The following is a 25,776-nucleotide window of genomic DNA, read 5'->3' on the forward strand; positions in this document are numbered from 1 at the left end:
TACTAAAAGGGGAACTTTTTCCCCCATCTTAGAAGCCTAAGAATGTCAGTACTGTTGAAATACCAGCCATCATGACACCTGCTACAATTCCTTTCAGTGCAGAGTTCATGGTAGATGAATCCTGCTGCTGGTAGGCTTGTGCGAACTCCATAACATTCTTTGCAAGAATGATGACACCAACCGCACCAATGACTGCAATGATAAGTGTCTTTAAGTTCTCAAGCGGCTGTGTTACTGCGGAAGTATCTCCTGCCGCAAAACAGGTTGTGCTCATAAGCATTACTCCCATAAGTGCCCCGGATAATGCCGGAACGAATCTCTTCTTAAAGTGAATGAATCTGCTCTTCATGCCTTTCTCCTCCATCTGATTGTTGTTAGTTGTAATAATCTGTTCTTTTCTCATGTCGTTTATCTCCTTTTCGATAAAAAAATAAGCCAGCAGGGATATAATCCCTAACTGGCTGCTAAAAGTTACTCTATATGATCAGGCAATGCCTGTTGTAATGATTAAATCGGGCTTTCCCCGATGTGTTTAGCTGTAACCACCTCCTTTCAAGGCGCAAAAAAAGCACCTTAACCTTATCATTGGCTAAAGTGCTTGTATTAGTTTGATATTAAATTGTTGTGAGTCAGACAAATTTGAAGTTGTTGTATTCTATACTGATACATCAATAGAATTACGAACTAGCCTATTACCATTTTTGACAAGCGTCGCTTCCACTGATTCTCTTGTGACATTATCAAGAATACTTGTATCAAATTTTTGTCCCGGTTTCCAATTTGGATTAGCTGCTTTCACTGCTGCATACATAGCGGATCTATACTGTCCTTCATATTGTTCCAAAGTCCATGTACCACTTAAACGTTTATCTTTATTCACACTTAACTGATAATCTTTGAAAATATCTGAACGCTTAGTTGTGTCACCATTTGAAACACCGTTTTCTTGGATAAATTCTTGTTTTACATTATCAAACATCTTTTGGCGATATTCCTCAGATACACTCGTGAGTTTCTGCCACGATGTACCTTTGCCAGTAACATCCATTCCTGCCACTCCATTTGCATTCAGTAAATCACCATCTGAATCAAATTGTTTCATCAAATTCTTAATAATAGTATCTCTTCCACCGAATGTTTCATATATCATTTTTTCTTCTGGTGACATCATAGATTCATTTTGTATAACACCTGATATCCAACCCTTTTCTTCCATTGCTTTATACTGCTTACTTTGGGTATTTACCTTGCTACCTGTTACATTATTATATGAACTTATATTTAATGACATAATATTCACCTCCTTGCTAAGGATAAAATCTATTTACATATTATGTTCATAAACCTCCATATCCTTGACTAATAAGAATATGAATAATTTACCTTCAATGTTCCTGTCACTGTTGTTACGACACCTTGTGATGCAATAGATACTGTCCATTTTCCATCAGGATCTTCATTTCTGAATTCTGTAAAAGTATATGTTGTGCTTGTTGTACCACATGTTTTTGTAGCTACAGTTCCACTAGGTGATGTAACTTTTAGAATGTAACGAGAACTTCCTCTGCTTACACGACAATTAACCGTAACAGATGTAATATTTCTTGTATTTCCTAAACAAGTACCTGACGATAATAAAGAAGAAGCCTCCAAACCGTTCAACGAATTTAACTTTGTAGTTGTTTTTGAAAAGTATGTTGTTCCAGTTGTTGCCGCAACAGATATTCCCTCGTCTGAAATATTTGATACTTCAGCCGCAGATACAGGCACAACAAACATAGTGCATAATAATACTAATACCATCATAAAAGAAATTTTACGTTTCATTTAAATACCTCCTTGTAATAACAAAATCAATTATGTAACTGGTTATTTCAGTTTAAATCATCAACCTCCTCTCTTTATTTTTTATCTTCTGCAGAAACAATCTTTATCATATTTATCGACATCTGCCAGTGAAATCTTAAGTAGGACAAACTACATTAGTTTGGTAATCTTCCTATTTAGTAAAATATCTTTTCTTGTTTTTCTGACTTTTTCAAAAAATAATTTAATTTTAAACACCAACATATTTCAGATTTACAAAATTTTTTCATTCCGCATAGGCACATTATACCACAGTTCCTGTGCCTATGCGACGCCTTTACTGATTCTTCCGATATGAACTCATCTTCTCCACCGTCACTTCCGGATAGAAATAAGTAAGAATCGTTGCTTTCGGAACACCTGCCGCAAGTGCTTTCTTCACTTCCTCTTTCTGCTCCGGTGTATATGACCAGTGCATCATTCGGTTTGTGATTGTATCCTCCCACTTAGGCTTTTCCCTCTCAGGATTTCTTACAGGCTTACCACCAGCACTTCCATTAGATGCATTGGCACTTCCTGCAGCATCTGACTTCTGTGATTCATCAACATACTCAAGCTCATTTGCCTGCTCCCTGTCTATCTTTGCTTTCTGCTCTGCTTCATCCTGCATGGAAAATCTTCTGCTTAATTCCGCATCACCAAGCATCATAAACTGCTCATAGGTAAGAGAATCAATATACACATTCTCGCCCTTATCCTTCAGTTTTTCATAATACTTAACCGCCTTGTCTGAAAGAATCTCAAATGGCGGACCGATAAGATTATCTGCTCCTCTTATCTGATGAACATAAGGCTCTCCCTTGCCATCTGCTGTCTGGTTAAACATCGGATGATTGAATGGTATGAACTTATTGTCCATGATAGGATCAAATCCACGGATAAAGATAATACACTTTTTGTTATCCAGCTTTCTGACTTCATCGGGTGTAAACAGTTCTCTTCCTAATACATCATAATTTCTTGAAGAGCTTCCCTGTCTGCCCTTTGTCTCTCCGCTTGACTTCTTATCAATCGTACCTTTCCCAAGCAGCTCTGAGACGTACTTATGCGTTGACTGCTCGTTGCCGCCAAGGTAGATGAAAGTATCGCAGTTGCCTGGAATTGTCTCCCAGGTGTCCTTAAAAAGTGCCTTTAACTGGGCAAAGTTCTGAATGATGATGATACTTGAAATCTCTCTGCTTCGCATTGTCGATAACAATGAACAGTAGTCATCCGGCAATGCGACATTCGCAAATTCGTCTAACATAAAGGTCACATGAATTGGAAGTCTGCCGCCACAGTTAAAGTCCGCCTGATAGTACAGTTCCTGAAATATCTGCGTATAAAGTAGTCCAATAATAAAGTTATAGGATTTGTCACTATCCGGGATTACACAAAAGAGTGCTGTCTTTGTCTCTCCATCCCCATTCACTCCAATACCGATATCTGACAGATTAAGCTCATCTTTTGAGAGTAATCGTAAAACCTGCTTATTCTCAAGAAATGCAAGTCTTGAGTTGGCACTGATGATAATGGAACGGACGGTATCTCCTGCACCTCTCATACATTTGTTGTACTGCTTTACTGCCGGATGATTAGCTCCAAGCGGAGAACTTTCCTCTAAAAACTTCATACGCACATCCAGCTTTGATGCTTTTCCCTGTTCTGTAACCTCTGCTTCTCCAAGAAGTTTCAGTACTGTCTCAAAGTTTCTCTTTGCCGGCTGTACCTCCAGCCACACATAATAAAAGATAGCCTGTAAGAACAATCCTTCCGCCTTTTCCCAGAACGGATCACTTGGTGTCGCTCCCTTTGGTGTCGTATTGCTGATAAGGTTTGTAATCAGCTTGACCACATCTGTTTCCTCTCTGATATAGGAAAATGGATTGTAACAGTCTGATTTATCCATCTCTAACAGATTAATGACTTTCAGGTTATATCCGTTATTTTTTAACATCTGCCCGCAGCTTCTAAGGATTTCTCCCTTTGGATCGGTACAGATAAAGGAACAGTTATGCGGCATCTGCATAAGATTCGGCTTTACTTCATAAAATGTCTTACCGGCACCGGAACCACCGCAGATAAGAATATTTCCATTGAGCTTCAGCCTTCTGAAATCAAGTGACATCTTCACATTCTGGCTTAGTATTCGATTGAAATTCTCGTCCTTATCCGCCAGTATCTTATTAACCTGCTTTGGATTTTCAAATCTCGCTGTACCAAACTCCTTGCCGGGCATATAGTTTCTCTGGCTGGTGTAATACATAACAATAGCCATCGCATAGATTCCTAATGCAATGGCTACCGCTTTTATAGTATTCGTATTGTAATAGTTTGCAAAGGGAGCAGCACATACTTCATTGAATCTGTTCATAAATTCATTAAATGCCACTCCCTCCGACCACGCACCATTTATCAGATAACCAAGGTACCCGGCTAACACTGCACCCACAAGGATGAATATCAGTGACGGCTTTTTCTTTGTTGTCTGCATAGGCTGCTACCTCGCTTTCTTGGTAGTGACTGTTTTCTGCTGCGTGGTCTTTTTCTGCTGTTTCTGGACTTTCTCATAACGCTCCCTGACAGATGCCTCCACCTTATCATAATGCGTATAAAGCTCTGTTCCCTTCTGTGTTGTTACAACACGATTCTGGCTGTCATACAGCTTATAATCCTTATTGGAATCGAGAAACGTGAGCATAGTCTTTCCATTATGGATGTCCATAATGTTTTCTTTACGAAGCCATACATATCTTGCTTCGTCTCCCCATGTTCCGGGGATTCTTGTCTTAACTGCATGGTCATTCTCCTCAATAATGAGTTTCTTACTGATTGTAACATCCGAAAGATTGGCATTCTTTGATGCGGCTACTGCCCTCATTCTCTCTGCAAGGTCCTGATATCCTCTGACACGGTTGATAAATGCATCCTTATCCATCATGACTGCATGCGTACCATCTTCCTTCTTACTGCCAAGCACACCGATTGTCTCAAGCTGTTTGATAACACTTTCAGCCTGCTCACCATTGATACTGAAATTCTCCTTGACCTGATCCACACTGATAGCTTTCTTTTCCATTGCAAACATTCCGACCTTTTCGATCAGTCCGTCAATGGCGGTATTAACCCTATCCCCTTCTATCGTGTGGCTTTTCTCGTTTCCCTGCTGTTTCTTCAAAAAATCCATCAGCTTGCCAAGGGATTTTTCATCTCCATTCTTCAGATAATCGTCAAATGTGGCAATCTTACCAAACTTGAGCTTCTGTATCATCATATTCACACGGGGAACTGCCTCTGTATGAAAGATTACCTCACTCAGTCCATCTTTCCTGTTACAGTCTGGAAGTACCGAATACAGGATTCCATACTTCTTTGCCATCTTTTCAACCTTTTTCATATCTTCGGTATTAAACTGCAACACCTGTAAATCGCCACCTTTTAAGATCAGCTTTCTCATGGATGTCTTGCCAAGTGACTTTTCATAATCAAGCATCCCTTTTAAGAAATCTATTGCCTTCTGCATGGCAGCAATGCTGCCGCTTCCTACCTTCATGGCAATCTCAATGCCATCATAAGCTACACGGATGATCTGCACCGCTTCCTGAATCTCTTCTGCCATTATCGCACCTCCACTTTCTCTCTGACTGTTGTTTTAAGCGTTTCTGTCTCTGTAGTACGGATTTCCTCGGCTGATACATCAATACCATAAGCAGTCAAAATATCTGCCAGATGATTGATTGCTTTCTCCTCCTCGATACGATACATTTCAAGTGCCACAAGCAGGTTTTCCACCTGTTCCACCCATGCAGGCTTCATATCATATTTAGACCTGTATGTGACCATAATCTCGTCCGACTCAGCCTTATCCGCTGAATGTGCCAAAGCTTCAATAAGAGAAATCGTGTCTTCCTTGCTGCCACTTCTGAATGCGAACTGGACAACAAAGTTTTTCTCTTCCTCTGTAAACTGATGCTCCACACCATTCATTTCTGTTACTGCTTCATTTACTACTGCTAAATTCATAAGTTCCTCCTAATCTGCCATGCTGTTTTCAAGCACAGCAATCTCAATGATCTCCTTCATCTTTTCCGCTGAAATGTTGTTGTTTATAAGCTCTACAAGCTGTGACTCAGTAAGTCCCTTTTCTATTGCACTCTTAATCTGCACAAGCTGCGCCGGAACAAGGTCTCCCGATGCAACCAGCTTTACAATGTCTGCTCTTGACTTTTTCTTAAATGACAGTCTTGCAAAAAGACTTGCCACTCCGCTGTTGCTGCTCTTTCTCACACTTCGCTCAATCGGAAGTCTCTGCACCACATTTCCAGTACCATCAACTACCGGAATCTGATAATAGACCGGAATTCCATTTGCCACAGCCTGCATATTCTGAGGAACTGCAACTGTATCAACCATCTTTTTATCTGCCTGTGATACGGACTGGCTTTCCTGCGGCTCTGCCTTACTTTCTGCCTCTTTCTTATTCTCTGTGGCAACACTTATGATCTTATCTTCCAATGACTCTATTCTGTCTCCCATACGCTTCATCTCCTTATCCTTTTTCTCAATATCATCCCTGAGTCTTGCAATCGTACTGCTTGCCTTATTCAGTTCATTCTGCTGACTGTTGATAAGAGCGTCCTTATCCTGGTTCTCCTTGACCAGACGCTCCCTGACTTCCTCGTCATCTTTGGAAGTTTCTATTTCAGAAAGCTTCTTATTCAGGGCATCATACCTTTCATTCTGATGATTGATCTTTGCAACCACTTCATCCATCTGAGCTACAAGACTTTTCACATACTCTAAATCCTGTGGCATCTGCTCTTTGGCTTTATTAAGCTTTTCTAATACCACATCAAACATCCTGCGCATGTTTACTGCTGTATCATCTTTTTGGACTACCTCTCTGATTGCATCAATCGGCACACCTTTTTCATAGTAATCCAATGCTGTCTGCATCTTAGGTGCTGCCATCCTGCTATCTTTCAGCAGCGTTAACAACTCTTCTGATACACCCTTATGCAGACATTTTGATAACACCTTCATCTGCTCAATGTCATAACTTTTGTTAAGATACAGACCAATTTCATCATCAGTCAGTCCATATTCATAATCGCTTTTGACAAGAGCAATAACCTCACTGTCCATATGCTTATTACGAAGAATCTGTATCTTTCTCTCAATCGCCATTTCACTTAATGGCTCTCTTTTTTCTTCCATATATGCCTCCTAACTACTAAAAAAACAGCCTAACGTTCGGCTGTTCTTTTCTGTCTCTTATTGTTTCTTTGTCATACTGCTTCTCTTCTGCCGAAGCTGATACTGTAAGTTCCTTCCAGATTGATCTTCCAAGGCTAAGTTCCTTTGATACCGCCCGTTCTGCCTTACAGTCCTGTGCATACTTGCTCTCATATTTCTTTCTAAGACTCTCGACCTCTTCCACACTGTATCCCTGTGCCAGAAGCTCAGTGTTAAGCCTTTCCCATGCATTGTGCTCATCTTCAAAGAAGGTATCCCCACTCTGATAACACGATTCCGCATCATCAAGCTCCCGGATCTGTTCAGCCTTGTCAAAAATATCTTTGAATCTTTCCTTAGCCTTATAGGTCTTACTCTTTTCCTTTGATGCTTCTTTCTTCTTATCCGTCAGATTATCAAGTACCGAAACAAGTTCTTCCGCACTCTCAATCTTATGCCTTACCAGAAATAGATACTGCTCCTGCAGCTTATGCATCTTTCGGATATCATCCCTATACTTCCATACCTGACTGTATGGCTTCTTTTTCAGCTTTCCAATCCGGTAAAGCTTTGCATAATATCTTTTCTGCAAGCCTGACATCTTCGCTCTGCGGTATCTTTTGACATAGCACTTTACTATCTCAGCCTGCCTTTCCTCATTCTGTGACTGGTAAAAAGATAAATCTTCCTTAGCAATGCGCTCCACAATAGCTTCCTGTGAATAATTCTCGCCAAGAGTCTTACATCTTCTGAATCTTGTCATCCCCTGTGGTCTGACTGCCAGATACTTTCCCTGCTTGACCTCATATCCTTTTTCCGACAGCAGCTCCAGAAATCCACTAAAATCATTTGCCTGTAAAATGCAGGCATCAAGATCTCTTTTTATCATATCTGCCCACACAAAGCTGCCTTCACGATATTCGCTCCAGTCCTTATAATTCTCATGCTGTTTCTCTTTGCTGCCATCCTCCACATCTATAATGGAAAGACCATACTCCTGACACAGCTTATTGGTAATTGGCTGGATATACTTTGCCCAGTCACCTTTCTCATAACGATACTTTTTCCCATCCACAAAGCTTACACTGTTAAATACAATGTGTGAATGAACATGGTCTGTATTATCATGAACCACAAATACCGCTTCATAGGCATTACCAAGATATTCTGCTACAAACTTCTGTGTTATCTCAAAAGCCCTGTCCGGTTCCACCTCATCCTCTTTGAAAGAAAGAATGATATGATACCCCTGCCGCTTGTCTGTTTTTCCAAACTGCTTCTTTGTATCCATCATCTGCTCAAAAGCCATATCTGTCTGGCAGTTTATGGCTCCCACAAGTCTTCCTCCCTGCGTTTTCTCAGGATTCATCACATAATCCAATGCCCGCTTTAAATGCCTTGCATGAAAAGAATTCCCGCTGTCCTTCATGTGAAGTATCTTACTGATTGCCAATCTTTACCACCGCCTCGCTGACAGACTGATTCAGCTTTTTCATATATGCCACAAGCTGTTCCTTATCTTTCTTTGAATACAGCTGTGCATTACTGTTAAATACAATCTGATTGATGTTAATGCCGATACGGTTTACCTCATTAATAAGCTCTTTAAGAAGTTTCCTTACTTCTGGATAATCATTTGGTTTCTGACTGATTAGAAGCCTGATATATTCGGCTTCATTCATTCCATTAGCCTTTGCCTTATCAGAAAGCATCTTCGCTTCCTGTGGCATAAGTCTTAGTGTTTTCCTTATACAATGAACTTTATCTGCCATAGGATCACCTTCCTCTCTTACCCGTACTGTATTCTCTTATTCCTTCTGCTACTGTTACAGCAGCTTTTTCCAGTTCTTTATTACCCAGCTGGGCAATAACCCTGTCTGCAAGCTCTGTGGCAACTTCTATAAGTTCCTTACCATAACTGGTTTTATCAAACAATCTGTCCAGTCTCTTTTCATCTGCTTTCAGACTTTCATACCTGCTCTGATACTCGTTATAGTCGTTAAAATCCTTTGGATCACTCCTGTGTGCTTCCGCATCAAGTATCAGTTCATAGTTCCATTCACAGACAATATCTATAACATCATCAATTGGATATGGTTCTATCTCACCATTCTCCTCAGCTACATCCTGCCTGTACATCTTCCCATCTGAATCTATGCCAATGGCATAATCATGTCCTTCCATATAGTTAAGCAGAATTGCAGCATCTTCTATCGAAGGGTTTAGTAAGATATCAAATGTGTCTGCCCAGGCAATAAGTTCCTCTGGTTCTGCGATTATTGTAAGTTCTTTATCCATTGCTTTCCTGCACCTCCCTTATCTGTGTTTTGTATATCTCTTCCACCCACACGCCTGTCTGAATCTCTTAGGTTTACGGCTAGATACGCATTAGAGACATCTCTGTCCTAATGCCATCTAGTTAGGGAGAAAATCTCCCTAAAACCCTCTGTTTTATACTATGGTGGCGCTTTTTGCCACCACTTTTATAATTTGATGGCGTTTTTTGCCATCACTTTGCTATTTTGATGGCGCTTTCTGCCACCACTTTTTCACATCCAAAAATTTATAATTTTACGACAGAATTTTTTGGTGGCGTTTTCTGCCATCACTTTCCTATTCTGGTGGCGGATTTTGCCATCACTTTGCTATTTTGACGGCGCTTTCTGCCACCACTCTTTACATAAGGAATATTTCAGACCTATATGCTTTCTTTCTCATGCCCTGACCGGTTCATCAACTCTCTGATTCATCTGGCTCAGATTAAGCTTTGTAGCTACAAGCCACTCATTGTAATCCTTATATCCGGCTGGAGGCGGACAGTCTTCTACCTCATATCCAAGCTCATAATACTTTCTCATAAGTTCAGCTGCTGCTTTTCTCCCCGGCTCATCTCCATCAAGGCAGAACCGGATGGAAGTTATCTGCGGATGTTCCCGAAGAAAAGTCTCAAGTGGTGCATCTGCAAGCATCCCAAGTGCCAGCTTATTTGATTCATAATCCGTGAAGATATCCACATAACTCATAAGGTCGATTGCAGCCTCAAATACTACAAGCTCTGTACTGTTAACATTTACTACATTAAATCCATAGTTTTTATCATTGCCTGTGACATCACACTTGAATGGCTTGCCCTGCTTATCAAACACTCCCCGCATACTTGCAAATCTTGTCACTCCATTTTTATCATTTCCCTTGAAAACAACATTGTGGTAATGCCTGCTCTCATAAATCAGTCCATCTTTTAAAAACAGATCTATGACTGCTCTGCTGATTCCTCTCTCCTGATTCAGATAGGAAATAAGATAGGAATTATCTCCTGCCGGTTCCGGTAGGACAAATGGCTTTCTCTCCTCTGCCTGCTTCTGCGATACCTGATGAACAAGTGGCTGCTTTACAGGCTTCTCGATTCTTCTGTATCCTGCGAAATCTAAAAGCCAGAACACAGCCTCTTTTACACTCATTCCACAAAATACCCGTAAGAAATCTATCTGTGAGCCGCCATTGTTGCCTTTGTCAAACTGCCTTGACCATCTGTACCAATGGCTTCTGTTATAGATACGGATGGAATCCATCTCCTTTAATGTGTGGTATTTGCCAATCCTCTTTACTGTATACCCAAGGCTTTCAGCAACTGCACACAGGTCAACACTCTTTGCTATGGCAAGCTCTTCATCCGTAAATCTTCCATCCATGCTTTCACCTTGCCTTTCCCTGCTCTGCTACAAGCGGTGACTTGATATCAAGTGTCCGGTAATCTGTGCTCAGGGTAATCTTAGGATTATCAATCATGCCTTTTTCCCTGAAACTGAAAAATTCATGATTGTCTCCACCGACTATGATATGGTCAATGAGCGGTATTCCCATCAGTTCACACAGCTTGTTCATGCGGTCTGTCATCATCGTGTCTGCCTTGCTTGGGAATACATTTCCGGATGGATGACAATGGATTAACATCATGCTTGCAGCATTGCTTAAGATACTTGATTTAAACAGCTCTCTCGGATGTGCCATTGCCTCATTTAAAGAACCAACACTTGCAAAATGCACATTGATAGGTTTTAAATCTGACCTTAGATTGACCACACACACTACTTCCCTGTCAAACTGGCACATACAGTCTCCCATGACAGCAGCTATATCCGCCGGATTATTAAAGGTGTGCTCCGAATAAATCGGAGCATCCTTTACAAGTCTTACCGAAACCACATCAAGCTTGAAGTCATTCTTCTTTGGCATCAGACACCGCCTCCTCTCCAAACTCGACACGGATAACAAAGTCACCTTTCTGGCTGTTTATGAGAGCAATGAGTTCTTCCATTGTAAGTTCCTGCTCCATAACTGCCTCCTATCTGGACTTTTCCTTCGCATCATATACAAGGGGAGGTTCAGCAACGATACCATCAAGTCTCTTGTTCGGTGTATCAGTTGCAAGGGTGAGTTTTCTTAAATCCTTATCATAGTGATATACCTGATTGGAAAGTCTCTCGTCCAAAGACACCTCCTGCATATTTATCTCGACTACCATCTGTGCAAGCATCTCAGGGCTTCCCATATCTGAAGACACTGCAATAACCTCATGCACGCTCGAAGGGAGAATATAAAGATCACTCTCTAAACTCTCTGCCAGCTCATGAAGCTCATTCTCATAAAGCATGGATGCTGCGCCATTGATACCCTTTTCATTGGAAATCACCCACATCGTCTGCTCAGGTGGAATCTCAGCTATCATCATATCTGCAATCTCCTGTGGCATCCCATCCCTTGCGAACATTTCTTTCATAATGTCATTCATGCTACGAACGACAGGTGGAAAGAGCCTTCTTGTGTTTTCAGCAGCACACTTAAAGAGCTGTTCCTCGCTCATCCCAAGTCTTTTCGCAAATTCATTTGTAATTTTTGAACTTTGCACCGCATCCTTATCGGCACTGATTATTACCTTATACACAATAGAGAGATCCTGAAACTCCCTGTGAGGCACCTGTTCCAAAAATGTCTTATTCTGCTCTGTATTGATGAGCTGGAATACAATCTTCTCGTTAGCATCCCTCATAATGCTGTCCACATCAACAACCGGAGCCTGCTCATATGCCCTTTCCATAAAGTCACATGCAGCCATAAGTGTTTCCTCAAGATCACCACAGTTCTGATACTTCTTATACATGTCATTGATATAAATCGTAGGCGAAATATTCCTGCCTTCCTCTCTTAAGATGATGCCATCAAGAGTCACATTCACCTTTTCCACGGGTTCTGCCACAAGCTCCATCCCTTTGAACTTCTCAGGCATATAATCCATAAACTTTTCTTTTACTACTTCCTTAAAAATCTCGTAATTCATCATATTACGGTTCCTCCTTAATCTAAAAAAGCAGGGAACATAAGTTACTGGCTTACATTCCCCGCAAGGTTAATTGTTACTGTTTATTCTTTTTCTTTCTTCCACGAAGTCCTACTCCAACACCTGTAATAAGTGCAAGTGCACCAATTCCAAGATAAAGAAGCGGATTTGCATTGTCGCCTGTCTGTGGAAGCTTAGGCTCTGTCGGTACATTGACAAGCTTAAGAGTTGCTACAACAACATCCGGTGCATTGTCATCATATCGAAGAGTTACATCATGAGCTGTTTCATCAAGGATATATCCGTCAGCTGCCTTTGTCTCAACTACTGTATAATGGATATCTTCCTTGAATGAACCATCCTCGTTGTAAGTGCAGATAGGAAGTTCCTTGCTCTCTGCATGACCATTCTTGTCAGTAGTGAGTGTATCAAGCACCTTTCCATCCTTATCCCTTACTTCAAATACAACACCCTCGATCGGCTTTCCGGTTACTTTGTCAGTTTTCTCGATGACAATCTTACCGACTGCCTGCTCATCCTTCATGGATACCTTCTGGATTTCTGCCGTCTCCTTTACTTCAAAGGTTACGTCACTTGCCACCTTATATCCATATGGTGCAGATTCCTCTCTGAGTGTGTACTTTCCGACAGGAAGTCTCTCAATCATATGCGTCTTTCCTACTTCTGATGTCCAGCTCTCAACAAGCTTTCCATCAGCATCAATAACTGAAAGCTTTGCTCCAGGTAATTCTTTCTCGCCTGTGATATCAGTCTTTGAAATCTCTACCTTGATCGGTGCATTTTCAAATGCTGCCTTAAACTCGATAACCTTTACCTTATCTCCCTGATATGAAGCATCCACATCAAAAATCTTATCAGACTTCACATAGCCCTTTGGTGCCTCAATCTCCTTGACATAATACTGTCCAAGCGGAAGGTCAGAGGTAAATGCAGCCTTTCCATCCTTGCCTGTTACTGTTCTCTCAATCTGTGTATCTGCTTTGACAATAACCTTTCCATCCTTATTTACGATATCTTCTTTCGCAAACAAACCAAATACAGCACCTTCAAGTTCTTTCCTTGTCTCTGAATCAGTCTTTGTAACAGTAATCTGCACTTTCTGACGCTCATTTGTCACATCCATTCCTGCAAACACAACCTTTGTGTTCTGGTCGATATAGGAAAGTTCTGCCTCAATCGGTGTATCATCTAATACAAATCCATCAATAGTCTTTGTCTCAACAAGATAATATCTGCCAAGTGGAAGGTCATCAATTCTTGCGATACCCTTATCATTTGTCACGATGGTTGCCACCTTGTCTCCTGCCTTATGATATACAGTGTCAAGTCCGTCAGCACTTACGATATCCTCTTTTGCATATATATCAAAAGTTACTCCTGCAAGGCTGTCCTTGAAGAAATTGAAGATAAAGTCATACCAGTAACCCTTCATAAGAGTAGTGTCTGTTACAAATTCGCCATCCTTATTGATGACAATGGAACCTGTAGGTACTTCATCCTTCATCTCTACATGCTGCACTTTGCCTGTGTCCTCTACTGTAAACTGGATATCAGTTGCCTTGAGGTATCCGTAAGGAGCAAATTCCTCACGAAGAGTGTAAGTCTCTCCAACTACAAGTCTCTTGATCACATGTGCTTCCTTAACATCAGATGTCCATGTGTCTACCACATTTCCATCCTTACCAAGTACAGTAAGTGTTGCACCTGTAAGCTCTGCACCGCTTGTGATATCTGTCTTTGTAAACTCAAAGGTTGTAGGTGTGTTTTTATACTCGCTGTTATATACAGCAGTCTTAACATCCTGTCCCTGATATTTTGTATCAAAGTTTACTGCTTCCTCATTTGTCACATATCCGGCAGGCTTTACAAGCTCCCTTGCAACATATTTTGCAAATGGATAATCCTTAACAAAAGCAATCTTTCCATTCTCATCAGATGTTGTCTCTCAAGAAGTGTGCCTTTCTCGATAATTACCTTGCCATCTACATTCTTGATATCCTCGTCTGCATAAAGACCAAATACTGCACCTGCAATCGGTGTGTTATCTTCTGCATCAAGCTTAGTCACTGACATATCAAGCTTCTGTCTGTCATCTGAGAAAGTAAGGCTTTCCTTGATAACAGGTGTCTTATCATCCACATATGTGAATGTCACTTTCTGCTCATTCGGATTTAATACATATCCGTATGGAGCTTCCACTTCCACAACTCTGTACTGTCCAAGAGGAAGATTCTTAGCTGTTGCCTTTCCATCCTTGCCAGTTGTAAGAGTTGTCACAATGTCTCCCTTGCTGTAATACTTAATGCGGTTTCCGTCTGCATCCTTCTGGTTGTCTGCTGTGTAAATATCCTCGGCAGCATAAACTTTAAATTTTGCTCCGGCAAGTGAGCCTTCCTTATAAACAAACTCTTTCTCATATGAGCTTGCAAGAAGTCCACCCTTGAATCCGTCAAGTACCTCACCCTTCTTTTCTACAGTCATTTCTCCGACTGCAGGGGCATCGGAATATTCCACAGTAATGATTGCATCATTTGTATCACCATCTGTTTCAAATGCTGTGTCAGTATCAACCGAGATGTTGACATACTTATCATTTACAACATATCCAAATGGTGCAGACACTTCCTCAATACGGTAGTTACCGATTTTCAGTGCCTCCGGTAAGATTAAATCTCCGTCCTCATCAGTAAAGAATGAAGTATGCTCTACCTTTGACGGATAAGTTGTGTACTGCTTCACATACTCGTTCTTATCAGTATTGAAGATTTTAAACTCTGCATTTGGTACAAGTACTGTCTGCTTTGTATCAGAATCCTTCTTGATCACACGAAACTTTGCAGTAAATTCCCTGTCAAGAAATACTCTCCATGTCTGAGGCTTGTCAGGATGGTTCTCGCTGATTTTTACCTCAAATGGCTTGATTGCCTTCATGTTATGCGGAGTCTTTGACTCAACTACCACATAGATTCCATAAGGAATTGCAATGGAAACTGCATGTCCCTTATCATCGGATGTGATTGTTGTTGCTCCGTTTTCCCCGATTACTACCGGAGTTGCCTTATCAAAGTCATAACTTCCATCTGCCTTTACAGGTAAAGATGATTTCAAATAAGCTGTGAACTCTGCACCTGCAAGCAGTCCTGCTTCAGTATCATCGCCATTGTCAGATACCTTGATAAGCTGGAATGGCTGCTTGATGACCTGCTCTGCTGAGGTTGTGCTTCTTGATACCTCTGCTACTAAGTCGCCCTCGTAGTCGCATACTACATCATGCTCCTCTTCATCTAAAAGATATCCTTCTGATGGTGTGATTTCTTTCACATAATAGTTGCCGAGATAAAGGTTATTAACCTCTGCCTCGCCAGTCTTATCTGTTGTAAGAGTTGCAACCAAGTCTCCTGCTTTGAAAACAACACCTGTTGCTCCGTCCGGATGCTGGATATCGTTTCTTGCATAAAGACCATAGACAGCTCCCTCAAGGCTTGCATCTCCCTGGGCTGCTGCCTTGCCTGATTCCTTGTCTACCTTGTAGATATGAATCTTTGCTGTCGTTCTGTCATTTACAAATGTGTGACTGAATGATGCCTTTGCCTGTGTTTCAGGTAATACATTGAAATTGAAGCTGTAAACATCTTTACTGTTTCTGATATACGCATATGGTGCCTGTGTCTCTGAGACATAATATCCGTTAGAGATTGGCAGATCTACGCTGTAGCTTGCCTTTCCGTCCTCACCTGTAGTTACTGTCTCAAGAGCTGTACCCTTTGTCACAATAACCTGTCCGGCATAGTTTTTGATGTCATTTCCGGCATAAAGTGTGTACTTGCCGCCATCAAGAGGGTTCTCTGTGTCAGAGTCCTTCTTTACGACAGATACATCCGCTTTCTGTCTTGTATTCTCAATCGTAGTTGATTCATACTGGACTGTCACAGTCTGGTCCTTATACTCAACTGCTACTGTCTGAGGTGTGGTATTGATTGTATATCCGTCAATGCTCTTAATCTCAGTAACCACATAAGTTCCAAGATGAAGGTCAGATAATACCACCTGTCCGTCAGTTCCTGTTGTAAGGCTTTCTGCCACTACATCGCCAGCACTATACACCTTTGTACCATCTGCCTTGTAGATATCTGCCCCGGCAGTTACCTTAAATGCTGCTCCGGAAAGCTTCTTTTTCTCATAGGTGAAATTGCTTCCATTCCATGAGCTAAGCACCTCACCCTCTTTGTAGATTGTGATTGCTCCAAGCTGCTCTTTATCTGTTGCAGAGATTCCTGTTGTCTGTCCTGCTTTTACAGTAAGTGTATGAACCTTACCGGAAAGGACATATCCCTTTGGAGCGGTAATCTCTTTTACATAATAAGTGCCTGCAACAAGTGCAGCTGACTTTGCATATCCGTTTCCATCTGTTGTCATGGTCTGTACTCTGTTTGTGCATCCGCTGTCAGAATAGATTCCATAAACTGCACCGGAAAGCTTCACTCCGCTTGACTCATCTGTCTTTGTAAGCTCACCATATCCGATGTTCTCTGTCTTGACCTTGATATAGGCTTTAATAGGATCTGCTGTCGGTCTTTCAGAAATAAACTCCTGATATCCGCTCTTTCCTGTAAGCCAGAATACACAGCTTGATGTTGTCTCAACCTTGCCAGCATTGGATGTGAATGTTCCTGTTGTAGCTGTGGTATTCACGCTCGTTGAAGAGATTGTAATACTGTTGCCATTCTTATCAACAGAATATCCGCTGATGCCAAAATCAAAATCAGATAAGACACCATTGCTGTCAGATAATGTTGCTTCAAATCTCTGACTTCCCTCATTCCACTTCAACTCATAAGTTGGTGCTTCACTGGTTCTGCGTGATGCAAAACTTGGAAGCGTTGCATTGTAGGAACTGCTGATATTGTCTCTGAGTCTCTCATAATAGCTGTATGAAGAATCAGGACTTGGTGCTGTGTTACAGAGCTTTCTTGCTGCTGAATCACCGCTTCCGGTTCCAAAGATATCTGCTACAATAACCCATACCATTGCCTGAGTTGCGATATACTCATCGCACTGGCTGTTGCTTGGTGCCGCCTTTTGTGTACTGTTAAATCCATAATAAAGGCAGTAACTTAAAAGCTTTCTCTGCTGTGCTGACATTGATGTGCTCGCATCATCGTAGCTGTTCATAAGCTGACCGCCATCTGCTCTTAATCCGAAATTCATACAATATGCAGAATTTCCGTCAAGAATTGAATACAGAATCTTGCCATGATTAAATCCGGGCTTCAGCTCACTTACTTCTCCGGAATTTTTGACTGATGCATTCCAGAACGCAATATTTGCCTGCGGACTGGCTGCAAATGCTGTTGTACCATTCGTAAAGAGTGTTCCAACCAGTGTGAGCATAGCCATAAATCCTGCCATAAAACGCTTTAGTTTCTGTTTCATGTGCTCTTTCCTCCTTAATTTACGCATAAAAAAAGAAAGACATAAGTTTATGGCTTACATCTTTCTTCCTTCTGCTTCTATTCGTTTTTATTTATCTGTGACATCGAAACTCGTAATAGTCTGTACCGCCTGTCGTGTAAACTCCATCATAACTGATGTAGAATACCGGATCTGTTTCCAAAAGTAACATACTTGCAATATATCCTGCGATTGCATCCTCAGATGATAACCGCTGTCCATCAATGGTACTTGCTTTGTTGAGGTCTGTCTCTACAAACACACTGTAATAAGAGCCCTCCATACCATCGTAAGGATAATACTCATTGTACTCTTCCTGCGTGATACTGCCGTCATTTAGATGGTTCTGTAAATTCTGCTGTGTGGTAATCATCCCTCCTGCCTGACACTTTGCTGTTGCAAGTGACACAACATTCTGTGGACTGTATGCCACGTATGCAGGCTGTGGATTGCTCACATTGTCTTTCGGACTGTCTGTAGTCTGACCACCATTACCTGCATTACTCTGATTTCCGCCAGCTTCCTCACTATCATTTACAGGAGCTTTCTGTTCCGGCTCGTCATTCTGCTTTGGCTTTTCTTCCTGCTTTGATGCAGTTTCATTATCAGCGGACCGGTTATCTTCCTTATCAGTCTTCTCTTCTGAATCTTTAACCTCGGCAATATCTTTCTCTGTCTCTTCACTTCCAGCTTCGGTTGTGACCTCTGTGACAGCTTCCGTTGCCATTGCTACTTCTTCAGTTGGCTTTACGCTTTCCGTCTGTTTCTCTGTCTGATTATCAGCCTTTTCCTTACCACCATTACAGGCAGCCATTGAAAAGACCAGTACTGCGGATAATAAGATAATACTTATCTTCTTCATAGTAATCACCCATCCCTTCTCCGCAAGAGGGACGGGCTTTGTGTTCCGTGCCATCCACCCTTGCGGTGAACTATTTATCTGTAATGCACGGGACACATAGGACTGTCCCGTATTCTGTGCATCTTAAACTCCTTTCATTATACCAGCTCTCTTATTCTAAAGAAATACTGCATAAGTCGTCTGTTTTTCTTATAATTCAAGAATAAACCCTTTACCTGCATATGCTCACCTCCTCTCAGAATGTGCCCATTCTTACGAATGAAAGAAATATCCTTGCCACCATAGCGAATAGAAGAAGAATTATTCTGGCAAGTCCTAAGACCAGCTTCAACGCTCCAAGAATTATCCTTAATATACACTTGAGTATCTCTAAAATCACTGTTCCTACGGCTCCCATAACTCTTCTCATAATAATCAGTCTCCTTTCGACATCCATCCCATTGCAAGTCCTGCAACATCTGCATCGTCCATAACATCTTCTGCCGGTTCTTGTGCTTCACTATTGGCTGCCTGCATTATTACCGGCTGACCAACATTCATCCCGGATATCACACCGCCTAACAGCCTTATGACCTCTTTCCTTGCTTCATTGATTGCTGCTTCTATAACCTCTGTCTTAATGTCCTCAATATCTGCTGACCGGATATATTCAGCCCTTTCATTATCTTTTTTCTTTGCAATAAAAGTCTCACTTCCATAATTGTCAATGTAAAACTTACATGCATCCAGTATAAACTGGTTCTTGGACTTAAAAATCTTTGGATCAAGATTCTGAATGACATTATTAATTAGCACATGGTCTGGATTATGCATATTTAGTCTAATTGTTGTTTTTACTTCATAATTAAACTGTTTTGCCATCATGCCACCTCCTAAGATAATCTCCTTGCACTTTTAAGCCCCATCGTAGCAAGCTGCTCATATCCTCTTGCATTTGCCTTTACATCAAGGTTATAGGAAATGTTCTTGGCATCGTGACTCCCAAAATTCTTCATCACAACTGCCCCGCCTCCGACAAATACAATCGGTGTAGTCTTTAAGTTATACCCAAACTCACGGATTGAGTTATATACCTTATCAACAAAATCCTCTATCTCTGCCTTAATAATGGCAAAGTATTCATCATCAATATCTGACCTGCCATATCGCATGATGTTCTGTATCTCTGACTCGTCTACCTCTCCGTTAAGCTGTCTTACACACTGCTCATTGATAGAACGCATACAGGTAATAAGACCTTTTGGAATCGTCACACACTTTGATTCATCCGGAGACTTGTTGATTACCGGCATAATGTCGATTGTCCAGCTTCCAATATCTACTATCAGTGTTTTCTTTGCCATAGCAGGAATCTTGTCCACTACTGCTGCATAGCACTGAGGAAATACTGCCACATCACCAATTTCAATATAATACGGCTCATTCTCATATTTGAAGCTTACACGCTTATTCTTTGTCAGGTACTTGATAAAATCATTCTTCTCTGCTCCAAACCTTGTAAGTGGTAGTCCTACGGCAAGGAATACCTTTGCCTCTGCAAGACCTCTTCTTTTAAGTTCCTTAGCAACTGCTGCAAGAGTGAGAAGATAAAAGCTGTCATCTTCGACCTTTGTATCCTTTACTTCCTGCCTCACAGTTCCAACCTTATAGAACTTTCCTTCATACTCAAGTACATCGCCGAAAAGTGCCGGAGTTGTTGTAATCTCCTTAACTCCTGTGACAAATACCTGAGAGATTGTTTTCATCATTGACCAGCCATGATCAATGCCGATTACTTCTAACTTGTTATTCATGTTCCTTTCACTCCTTTTCTGTATTGTCTGCATTATTGTTTTGCAAAATTTCATATAATTACCCACACCCTTTCAAGTGCTCGGTTTTGTCAGATGCAAGAATATCTTCTGACCTGCCATAAAAATGCTTTCTCATTAATTCCTCATACAGTTCATCACTCTCTGCCTTAACTTTCATAAGACAGTAAAGAACCACTATACTAATAATGATTACGAACCAAATTAACACCTTGCCCATTCGACCACTCCTCTCAAATAAAAAGAGGACCAAATCAGCTGATGGAATATTCCATCTCAAGTGCTAATTTAGTCCTCACTAAATGTTTTTGATATAAAATTGTACCTAATCTAAGCGCACAGATTCACTCTCAGACTGATTGTGGACATCTGTGATACTGACTTGGATTTTCGGTTTAATATTGCAGCGCTGCCCTATCTTTACCGCTAAAATGGTATAAAAATAAGGACTAAATTAGGCATAACCCCTTGATTTTACTGGGTTTCATCTAACTTGGTCCTATTATAACTCAAACACCACGCTCCCATTTGGCATATGCCTGTCTCGATATTCCAATGACCTCTGCGATATCCTCCTGTGTCTTACCCGCAATCGACCTCAGCATTATAAGATTTTCCTGTAGCATAATGTCAGTCCTTTCTGTTGTTATGTATGTATTATAGTCCATGTAAAATGTGGATTCCACCAATTGTAGTTGTCAGAAAAGTGGGAATTGTGGTGGAATTGGTTGCGTGGAGGGGATTGCATTTATCAATCATATTGATCCTGTCAAAAGCGCATAATTTAAAGCCACTATTTTGTTTAATAACATATCCTATCTTCAAGAAAATCAAATATATAATTGTATCGTATTTTATATTCCACTATGTAACTATTAATTCAATACACATGTTATAACCGGAATGTGATTTATCATAATTTACATCCCACTATGTAACTATTAATTCTCATCTGCATAAAGGGCAAATACTGTATTAAGAAGATTTACATCCCACTATGTAACTATTAATTCTTCTTGTATTGCTGTAGTTCTTTCTTGCTATAAGTATTTACATCCCACTATGTAACTATTAATTCTAGGAGTAGATGCTGTTAAAAGTTATCTTGCTTTGGTATTTACATCCCACTATGTAACTATTAATTCCTATGACAGATACGAAGATATAACTACTATTAGAAGATTTACATCCCACTATGTAACTATTAATTCCTGCGCCTCTCTATCTCTTCTACTGCCTTGTCTATGATTTACATCCCACTATGTAACTATTAATTCTTTTCCTCTTCGAAACTGTAAGATTCTTCATCATAATTTACATCCCACTATGTAACTATTAATTCTACATCTTCTCCATCTTCTCCATCTTCTACTGTGATAATATCCCAATTTACATCCCACTATGTAACTATTAATTCCAAAGTCCAACAGAAATTATTCCAGCCATTGTTAGAATTTACATCCCACTATGTAACTATTAATTCGACGAGAGGTGAGATGATGAGATTCGACTTTTACTAATTTACATCCCACTATGTAACTATTAATTCAAAAAGTAACAAGCACAGTACAGAGCGCTACAGAAATTTACATCCCACTATGTAACTATTAATTCCGTGCTGCATAGAAACATATCCAAATATAAAGCATTATTTACATCCCACTATGTAACTATTAATTCGGGGTGTTTACCAGGAACACTTATATAATCGTTGATTTACATCCCACTATGTAACTATTAATTCAGGATTGAGGCTTGAAGATAGTACAACAACAGAAGATTTACATCCCACTATGTAACTATTAATTCTGATTACCGCGGACACTAACAATAAGCTGGGAATATTTACATCCCACTATGTAACTATTAATTCCATGTGACATCAAATAATGTATCACTATTATCCCATTTACATCCCACTATGTAACTATTAATTCAAGCCTTCTCCATACACGCTGCTCACAGTCAACCAGATTTACATCCCACTATGTAACTATTAATTCCCCGTAATTTTATATACAGCTTTAAACCTCTAATCTAAAGCTGTTATTTGTCGTTCTAATAAAATCTCGCATATATTACTAATGTCATTTTCAATAAATTCAAATTAAACGCATAAATTAAGCCTTTGTCGACCTTGCTTATATTTTACACTATAATAGGTCGACAAGCAATTTCAAATATATCTTTATCATTTTTCACTTATAACTTTTCTTGCTTTTCCCACAATTCATAAAATACATAAGTCGATGTCAAATCAATGCCATTGCTAATTGTAAAAACAGTGATATTATTACCCTTGAGAATAATTTCATAAGTACCACTAAAATGTTTTTATATTGTTTAAGGCATTCAAAACTTTGCTATGAGATTCCATATTAAATAAATCTTTTTCATCTCAAAAATATTTTCAATTCCTCAGATTGTCTAATTTGTAAGTCATATTCTTTTAATTTTATCTTTTAAATATATCATTGTTCTGTATATTTACTACTATATTTTCTCACCAGTTCCCTATCGCTGGCATATATTCACCATCAATTTTCTACTGTGATTACCCATGATGCAACCAGCGTATTCATGATAAAAAGGTCAAAAAAGATTACAAACAGGATTAGAAACAGCAATATACTGTCATGCTGGTTGAGCAGTTTGACAGATTGTCGAAGTATTCACTGGATTCGGATAATAAGAAAATGTATGAGGTAAGGAAGGAACAGTGGGAGAATGTTTCAAAAGAATATGAGAGGGGATATATATAGATAATAATTCTCAGAGAATAGGAACGAATAAAATAGACCTAGACTATATTAATTCCAAAGATTATGCGGATAAATATATGAAGATTAGCAAAGATATGGAATTAAATAATGTAATATATAGTAAATCAATGGATATATTGAGAAGTAATAACAGTAGTGATACTGAGGGATTATGTGTGATAAGCGTTTCTAATAGACAGGTGTTGCTTAATGTAAGGGGAAAGCCTGATGCAATAGGTGTTGAACTAAATAAGAAGCAAATGTCTATAATAAATAAGCACAAAAATGATATAATAGGAATACATAATCATCCAACAAATTTATTACCTAATGAAAGTGATTTTGTTGCTGCTGGGGCAAGAGGATATCAATATGGAATAGTAGTAACACATGATGGAAGAATATATAAATATTCCGTAGGAGATAAACCATTTTTACCTTATTTGTTAGATAACAGGATTGACAAATATTGTTCAAAAGAATACAATTTAAAAATTAAAGAAGCTTACGAAAAAGCACTCAATGAGTTTAGAAAGGAGTATGGTATATCATGGCAGGAAATAGAATAAGATGTTATTTGGATGTTGTGATACATCATCCGGATTGGACAATAGAAGATTTTGAAAAAGAAGAAGAAAGGCTTAAAGAAGAAAGTGATAAACTTACGGATTGGCCAGAAATAAAATAATCAGTTTTGTAGCCACCAGTCGCAAGATTGGTGGTATTTTTATACCCAATTTTAAGAAAGTGAGGATTTAGAAATGAAGAATTATGCAAGAGCAAAATCATAGGCAGATATGCTTGCAGAAGATTTGTGCATAGTAGAATAATTCAAAGTTGCACCGGTGCAACAGAATAACGATGAAAAACATTTCTCTTGAAATTACACCTATTCGCAGATTTACATTCCACTATGTATCTATTAATTCTTTGACTTTCAGCAGTCTTTTCTTGTTGCTTCCAAGTATTTACATCCCACTATGTATCTATTAATTCTCAATCCGTCTCTTTCCATAATGCGCTCCTCTTTTATTTACATCCGACTATGTATCTATTAATTCCGTTGTAGCCGCCGCGTGCTACTGGTAAGTGTAAGTCATTTACATCCCACTATGTATCTATTAATTCCATTCGCGGAAGGTTTTCTTGCTAAGGAAAAAGGACATTTACATCCCACTATGTATCTATTAATTCTGAACATTCTCACTCCCGCAATAACCGTATCAGGTAATTTACATCCCACTATGTATCTATTAATTTAGGACGAGGACGAGGACATCAAAGACCAGCTTGACAATTTACATCCCACTATGTATCTATTAATTCGTCATTAATCCAACCCGTTCCATCATTGATAAGGTAATTTACATCCCACTATGTATCTATTAATTCCAATTACAATGAATAATACCAGTGTTGACAAGTTAATTTACATCCCACTATGTATCTATTAATTCGTCGAGGAGTAACGACCTTAACAATCATTATTTACATTTACATCCCACTATGTATCTATTAATTCGGCAGCATCGAATAGTCTTTCCAAGTCTTCAACAGTATTTACATCCCACTATGTATCTATTAATTCTTGAATGAATCCCATGCTTGATACTTTCCCCCGATTATTTACATCCCACTATGTATCTATTAATTCACATAAGATTGAGCTTCTGATGAAGAATAACAAAAATTTACATCCCACTATGTATCTATTAATTCTCTGGCAATCATGTATATTATCTTCCATATCACAAATTTACATCCCACTATGTATCTATTAATTCTTTTCCTTTTTGCATTCTTCACAGCAGTAAAGCATATTTACATCCCACTATGTATCTATTAATTCGTGATGTGGACTGTACTCCTGATACTCCTGTAACGCAATTTACATCCCACTATGTATCTATTAATTCGGTGCAGCAATCGCTATCAAGAAGGGTGCAAGAAAGATTTACATCCCACTATGTATCTATTAATTCTTGTAGACCGCCAGAACGTAATATGGACGCACATCTTATTTACATCCCACTATGTATCTATTAATTCAAAATACTATAACAAACGATTAATATTAGTGTTATAATTTACATCCCACTATGTATCTATTAATTCCCGTTGAGGTAGAGAACCGCTTAATTCTCCAGTTGTATTTACATCCCACTATGTATCTATTAATTCCCTAACGCTGCCAAAGCTGCAATTACAAGTGTAATCATTTACATCCCACTATGTATCTATTAATTCTGAACGAACCCGAGGAAGTACAGAAATCGGAAGAATATTTACATCCCACTATGTATCTATTAATTCTTACCTGTTCACTCCACATTCCCGTCTCTACTTTTCATTTACATCCCACTATGTATCTATTAATTCCATTAGCATCCTTAATTACCTGCTTTGTTTTCTTGAATTTACATCCCACTATGTATCTATTAATTCTAAGAA

General features: G+C 39.6%; 24 protein-coding genes and 2 CRISPR repeat arrays. Of the genes, 3 read left to right on the top strand and 21 right to left on the bottom strand.

Translation table 11 applies throughout. The features are described from left to right. Positions 1-28 precede the first annotated feature (28 nt). The 21 genes from DW963_RS09265 to DW963_RS09360 all read right to left on the bottom strand — a co-directional run bounded on the left by DW963_RS09265 (position 29) and on the right by DW963_RS09360 (position 21,231). Positions 29-403, bottom strand: a complete 375-nt coding sequence (locus tag DW963_RS09265; RefSeq protein WP_117482436.1) for an electron transporter RnfA — start codon at positions 401-403, stop codon at positions 29-31. 252 nt (positions 404-655) lie between these two features. After that, positions 656-1,291, bottom strand: a complete 636-nt coding sequence (locus DW963_RS09270; protein ID WP_117915263.1) for a DUF3879 family protein — start codon at positions 1,289-1,291, stop codon at positions 656-658. 68 nt (positions 1,292-1,359) lie between these two features. After that, entirely contained in the window at positions 1,360-1,827 is a 468-nt protein-coding gene (locus DW963_RS09275; RefSeq protein ID WP_117915265.1) for a hypothetical protein, read from the bottom strand. Between the two features lie 316 nt (positions 1,828-2,143). Beyond that, positions 2,144-4,339: a VirD4-like conjugal transfer protein, CD1115 family gene (locus DW963_RS09280; protein WP_117915267.1), complete on the bottom strand. Its 2,196-nt coding sequence runs from the start codon at positions 4,337-4,339 to the stop codon at positions 2,144-2,146. A 6-nt stretch (positions 4,340-4,345) separates the two neighbouring features. Beyond that, positions 4,346-5,464 carry a PcfB family protein gene (locus DW963_RS09285; protein WP_117915269.1) on the bottom strand — a complete coding sequence of 373 codons (1,119 nt, stop codon included), beginning with the start codon at positions 5,462-5,464 and terminating at the stop codon, positions 4,346-4,348. Then, entirely contained in the window at positions 5,464-5,868 is a 405-nt protein-coding gene (locus DW963_RS09290; RefSeq protein WP_006858865.1) for a hypothetical protein, read from the bottom strand. Before DW963_RS09290 ends, DW963_RS09285 begins: the two co-directional genes overlap by 1 nt. 9 nt (positions 5,869-5,877) lie before the next feature. Next, positions 5,878-7,062, bottom strand: coding sequence for a hypothetical protein (locus DW963_RS09295; protein ID WP_077326144.1), 1,185 nt, complete (start codon positions 7,060-7,062; stop codon positions 5,878-5,880). Positions 7,063-7,078: 16 nt separating this feature from the next. Continuing rightward, a complete protein-coding gene (locus DW963_RS09300; RefSeq protein WP_353652803.1) occupies positions 7,079-8,533 on the bottom strand; it encodes a relaxase/mobilization nuclease domain-containing protein in 1,455 nt (484 codons plus the stop codon). Then, positions 8,520-8,852 carry a plasmid mobilization protein gene (locus DW963_RS09305; protein ID WP_117915271.1) on the bottom strand — a complete coding sequence of 111 codons (333 nt, stop codon included), beginning with the start codon at positions 8,850-8,852 and terminating at the stop codon, positions 8,520-8,522. The genes DW963_RS09300 and DW963_RS09305 overlap by 14 nt, the downstream gene beginning before the upstream one ends. Positions 8,853-8,856: 4 nt before the next feature. Next, positions 8,857-9,378, bottom strand: coding sequence for a multidrug transporter (locus tag DW963_RS09310; protein WP_117915273.1), 522 nt, complete (start codon positions 9,376-9,378; stop codon positions 8,857-8,859). A gap of 416 nt (positions 9,379-9,794) precedes the next feature. Then, entirely contained in the window at positions 9,795-10,772 is a 978-nt protein-coding gene (locus DW963_RS09315) for a DUF3991 and TOPRIM domain-containing protein (protein WP_117915275.1), read from the bottom strand. Between the two features lie 4 nt (positions 10,773-10,776). After that, positions 10,777-11,316, bottom strand: coding sequence for a JAB domain-containing protein (locus DW963_RS09320; RefSeq protein ID WP_117915277.1), 540 nt, complete (start codon positions 11,314-11,316; stop codon positions 10,777-10,779). A 109-nt stretch (positions 11,317-11,425) separates the two neighbouring features. Further along, the gene (locus DW963_RS09325) at positions 11,426-12,421 is read right to left on the bottom strand and encodes a DUF5688 family protein (protein ID WP_117915279.1); all 996 of its coding nucleotides are present in this window, start codon (positions 12,419-12,421) and stop codon (positions 11,426-11,428) included. 73 nt (positions 12,422-12,494) lie between these two features. Continuing rightward, positions 12,495-14,357: a SpaA isopeptide-forming pilin-related protein gene (locus DW963_RS13735; RefSeq protein ID WP_502694415.1), complete on the bottom strand. Its 1,863-nt coding sequence runs from the start codon at positions 14,355-14,357 to the stop codon at positions 12,495-12,497. Beyond that, entirely contained in the window at positions 14,303-17,872 is a 3,570-nt protein-coding gene (locus DW963_RS09330; RefSeq protein ID WP_286169277.1) for a SpaA isopeptide-forming pilin-related protein, read from the bottom strand. Before DW963_RS09330 ends, DW963_RS13735 begins: the two co-directional genes overlap by 55 nt. 91 nt (positions 17,873-17,963) lie before the next feature. Beyond that, on the bottom strand, positions 17,964-18,752 hold the full coding sequence (locus DW963_RS09335) for an ICP22 family protein (RefSeq protein ID WP_243004669.1): 789 nt from the start codon (positions 18,750-18,752) through the stop codon (positions 17,964-17,966). Between the two features lie 235 nt (positions 18,753-18,987). Further along, positions 18,988-19,161, bottom strand: a complete 174-nt coding sequence (locus DW963_RS09340; protein ID WP_187307217.1) for a hypothetical protein — start codon at positions 19,159-19,161, stop codon at positions 18,988-18,990. A 5-nt stretch (positions 19,162-19,166) separates the two neighbouring features. Next, positions 19,167-19,616, bottom strand: coding sequence for an ATP-binding protein (locus DW963_RS09345; RefSeq protein ID WP_117915286.1), 450 nt, complete (start codon positions 19,614-19,616; stop codon positions 19,167-19,169). A gap of 8 nt (positions 19,617-19,624) precedes the next feature. Beyond that, positions 19,625-20,545: a ParM/StbA family protein gene (locus DW963_RS09350; RefSeq protein ID WP_117915288.1), complete on the bottom strand. Its 921-nt coding sequence runs from the start codon at positions 20,543-20,545 to the stop codon at positions 19,625-19,627. Positions 20,546-20,603: 58 nt separating this feature from the next. Further along, positions 20,604-20,783 carry a hypothetical protein gene (locus DW963_RS09355; protein WP_117915290.1) on the bottom strand — a complete coding sequence of 60 codons (180 nt, stop codon included), beginning with the start codon at positions 20,781-20,783 and terminating at the stop codon, positions 20,604-20,606. Between the two features lie 289 nt (positions 20,784-21,072). Further along, positions 21,073-21,231, bottom strand: a complete 159-nt coding sequence (locus tag DW963_RS09360; RefSeq protein ID WP_286169280.1) for a helix-turn-helix transcriptional regulator — start codon at positions 21,229-21,231, stop codon at positions 21,073-21,075. A 184-nt stretch (positions 21,232-21,415) separates the two neighbouring features. Then, positions 21,416-22,566: a CRISPR direct-repeat array (repeat unit 30 nt; unit sequence ATTTACATCCCACTATGTAACTATTAATTC). Between the two features lie 633 nt (positions 22,567-23,199). On the opposite strand from DW963_RS09360, the gene DW963_RS13740 reads away from it, so the two are divergent. From DW963_RS13740 to DW963_RS13325, 3 genes are all read left to right on the top strand, one after another. Continuing rightward, positions 23,200-23,325 (top strand): hypothetical protein, encoded by a 126-nt coding sequence (locus tag DW963_RS13740; protein ID WP_286169281.1) that lies wholly within the window; start codon positions 23,200-23,202, stop codon positions 23,323-23,325. A gap of 77 nt (positions 23,326-23,402) precedes the next feature. After that, positions 23,403-23,894, top strand: a complete 492-nt coding sequence (locus DW963_RS09365; protein WP_117915292.1) for a hypothetical protein — start codon at positions 23,403-23,405, stop codon at positions 23,892-23,894. After that, positions 23,876-24,013: a hypothetical protein gene (locus tag DW963_RS13325; protein WP_158568686.1), complete on the top strand. Its 138-nt coding sequence runs from the start codon at positions 23,876-23,878 to the stop codon at positions 24,011-24,013. Before DW963_RS09365 ends, DW963_RS13325 begins: the two co-directional genes overlap by 19 nt. A 211-nt stretch (positions 24,014-24,224) precedes the next feature. Then, positions 24,225-25,770: a CRISPR direct-repeat array (repeat unit 30 nt; unit sequence ATTTACATCCCACTATGTATCTATTAATTC). Positions 25,771-25,776 lie beyond the last annotated feature (6 nt).

This window comes from Eubacterium sp. AM46-8 (assembly GCF_003466705.1).
Classification (GTDB): domain Bacteria; phylum Bacillota; class Clostridia; order Lachnospirales; family Lachnospiraceae; genus Lachnospira.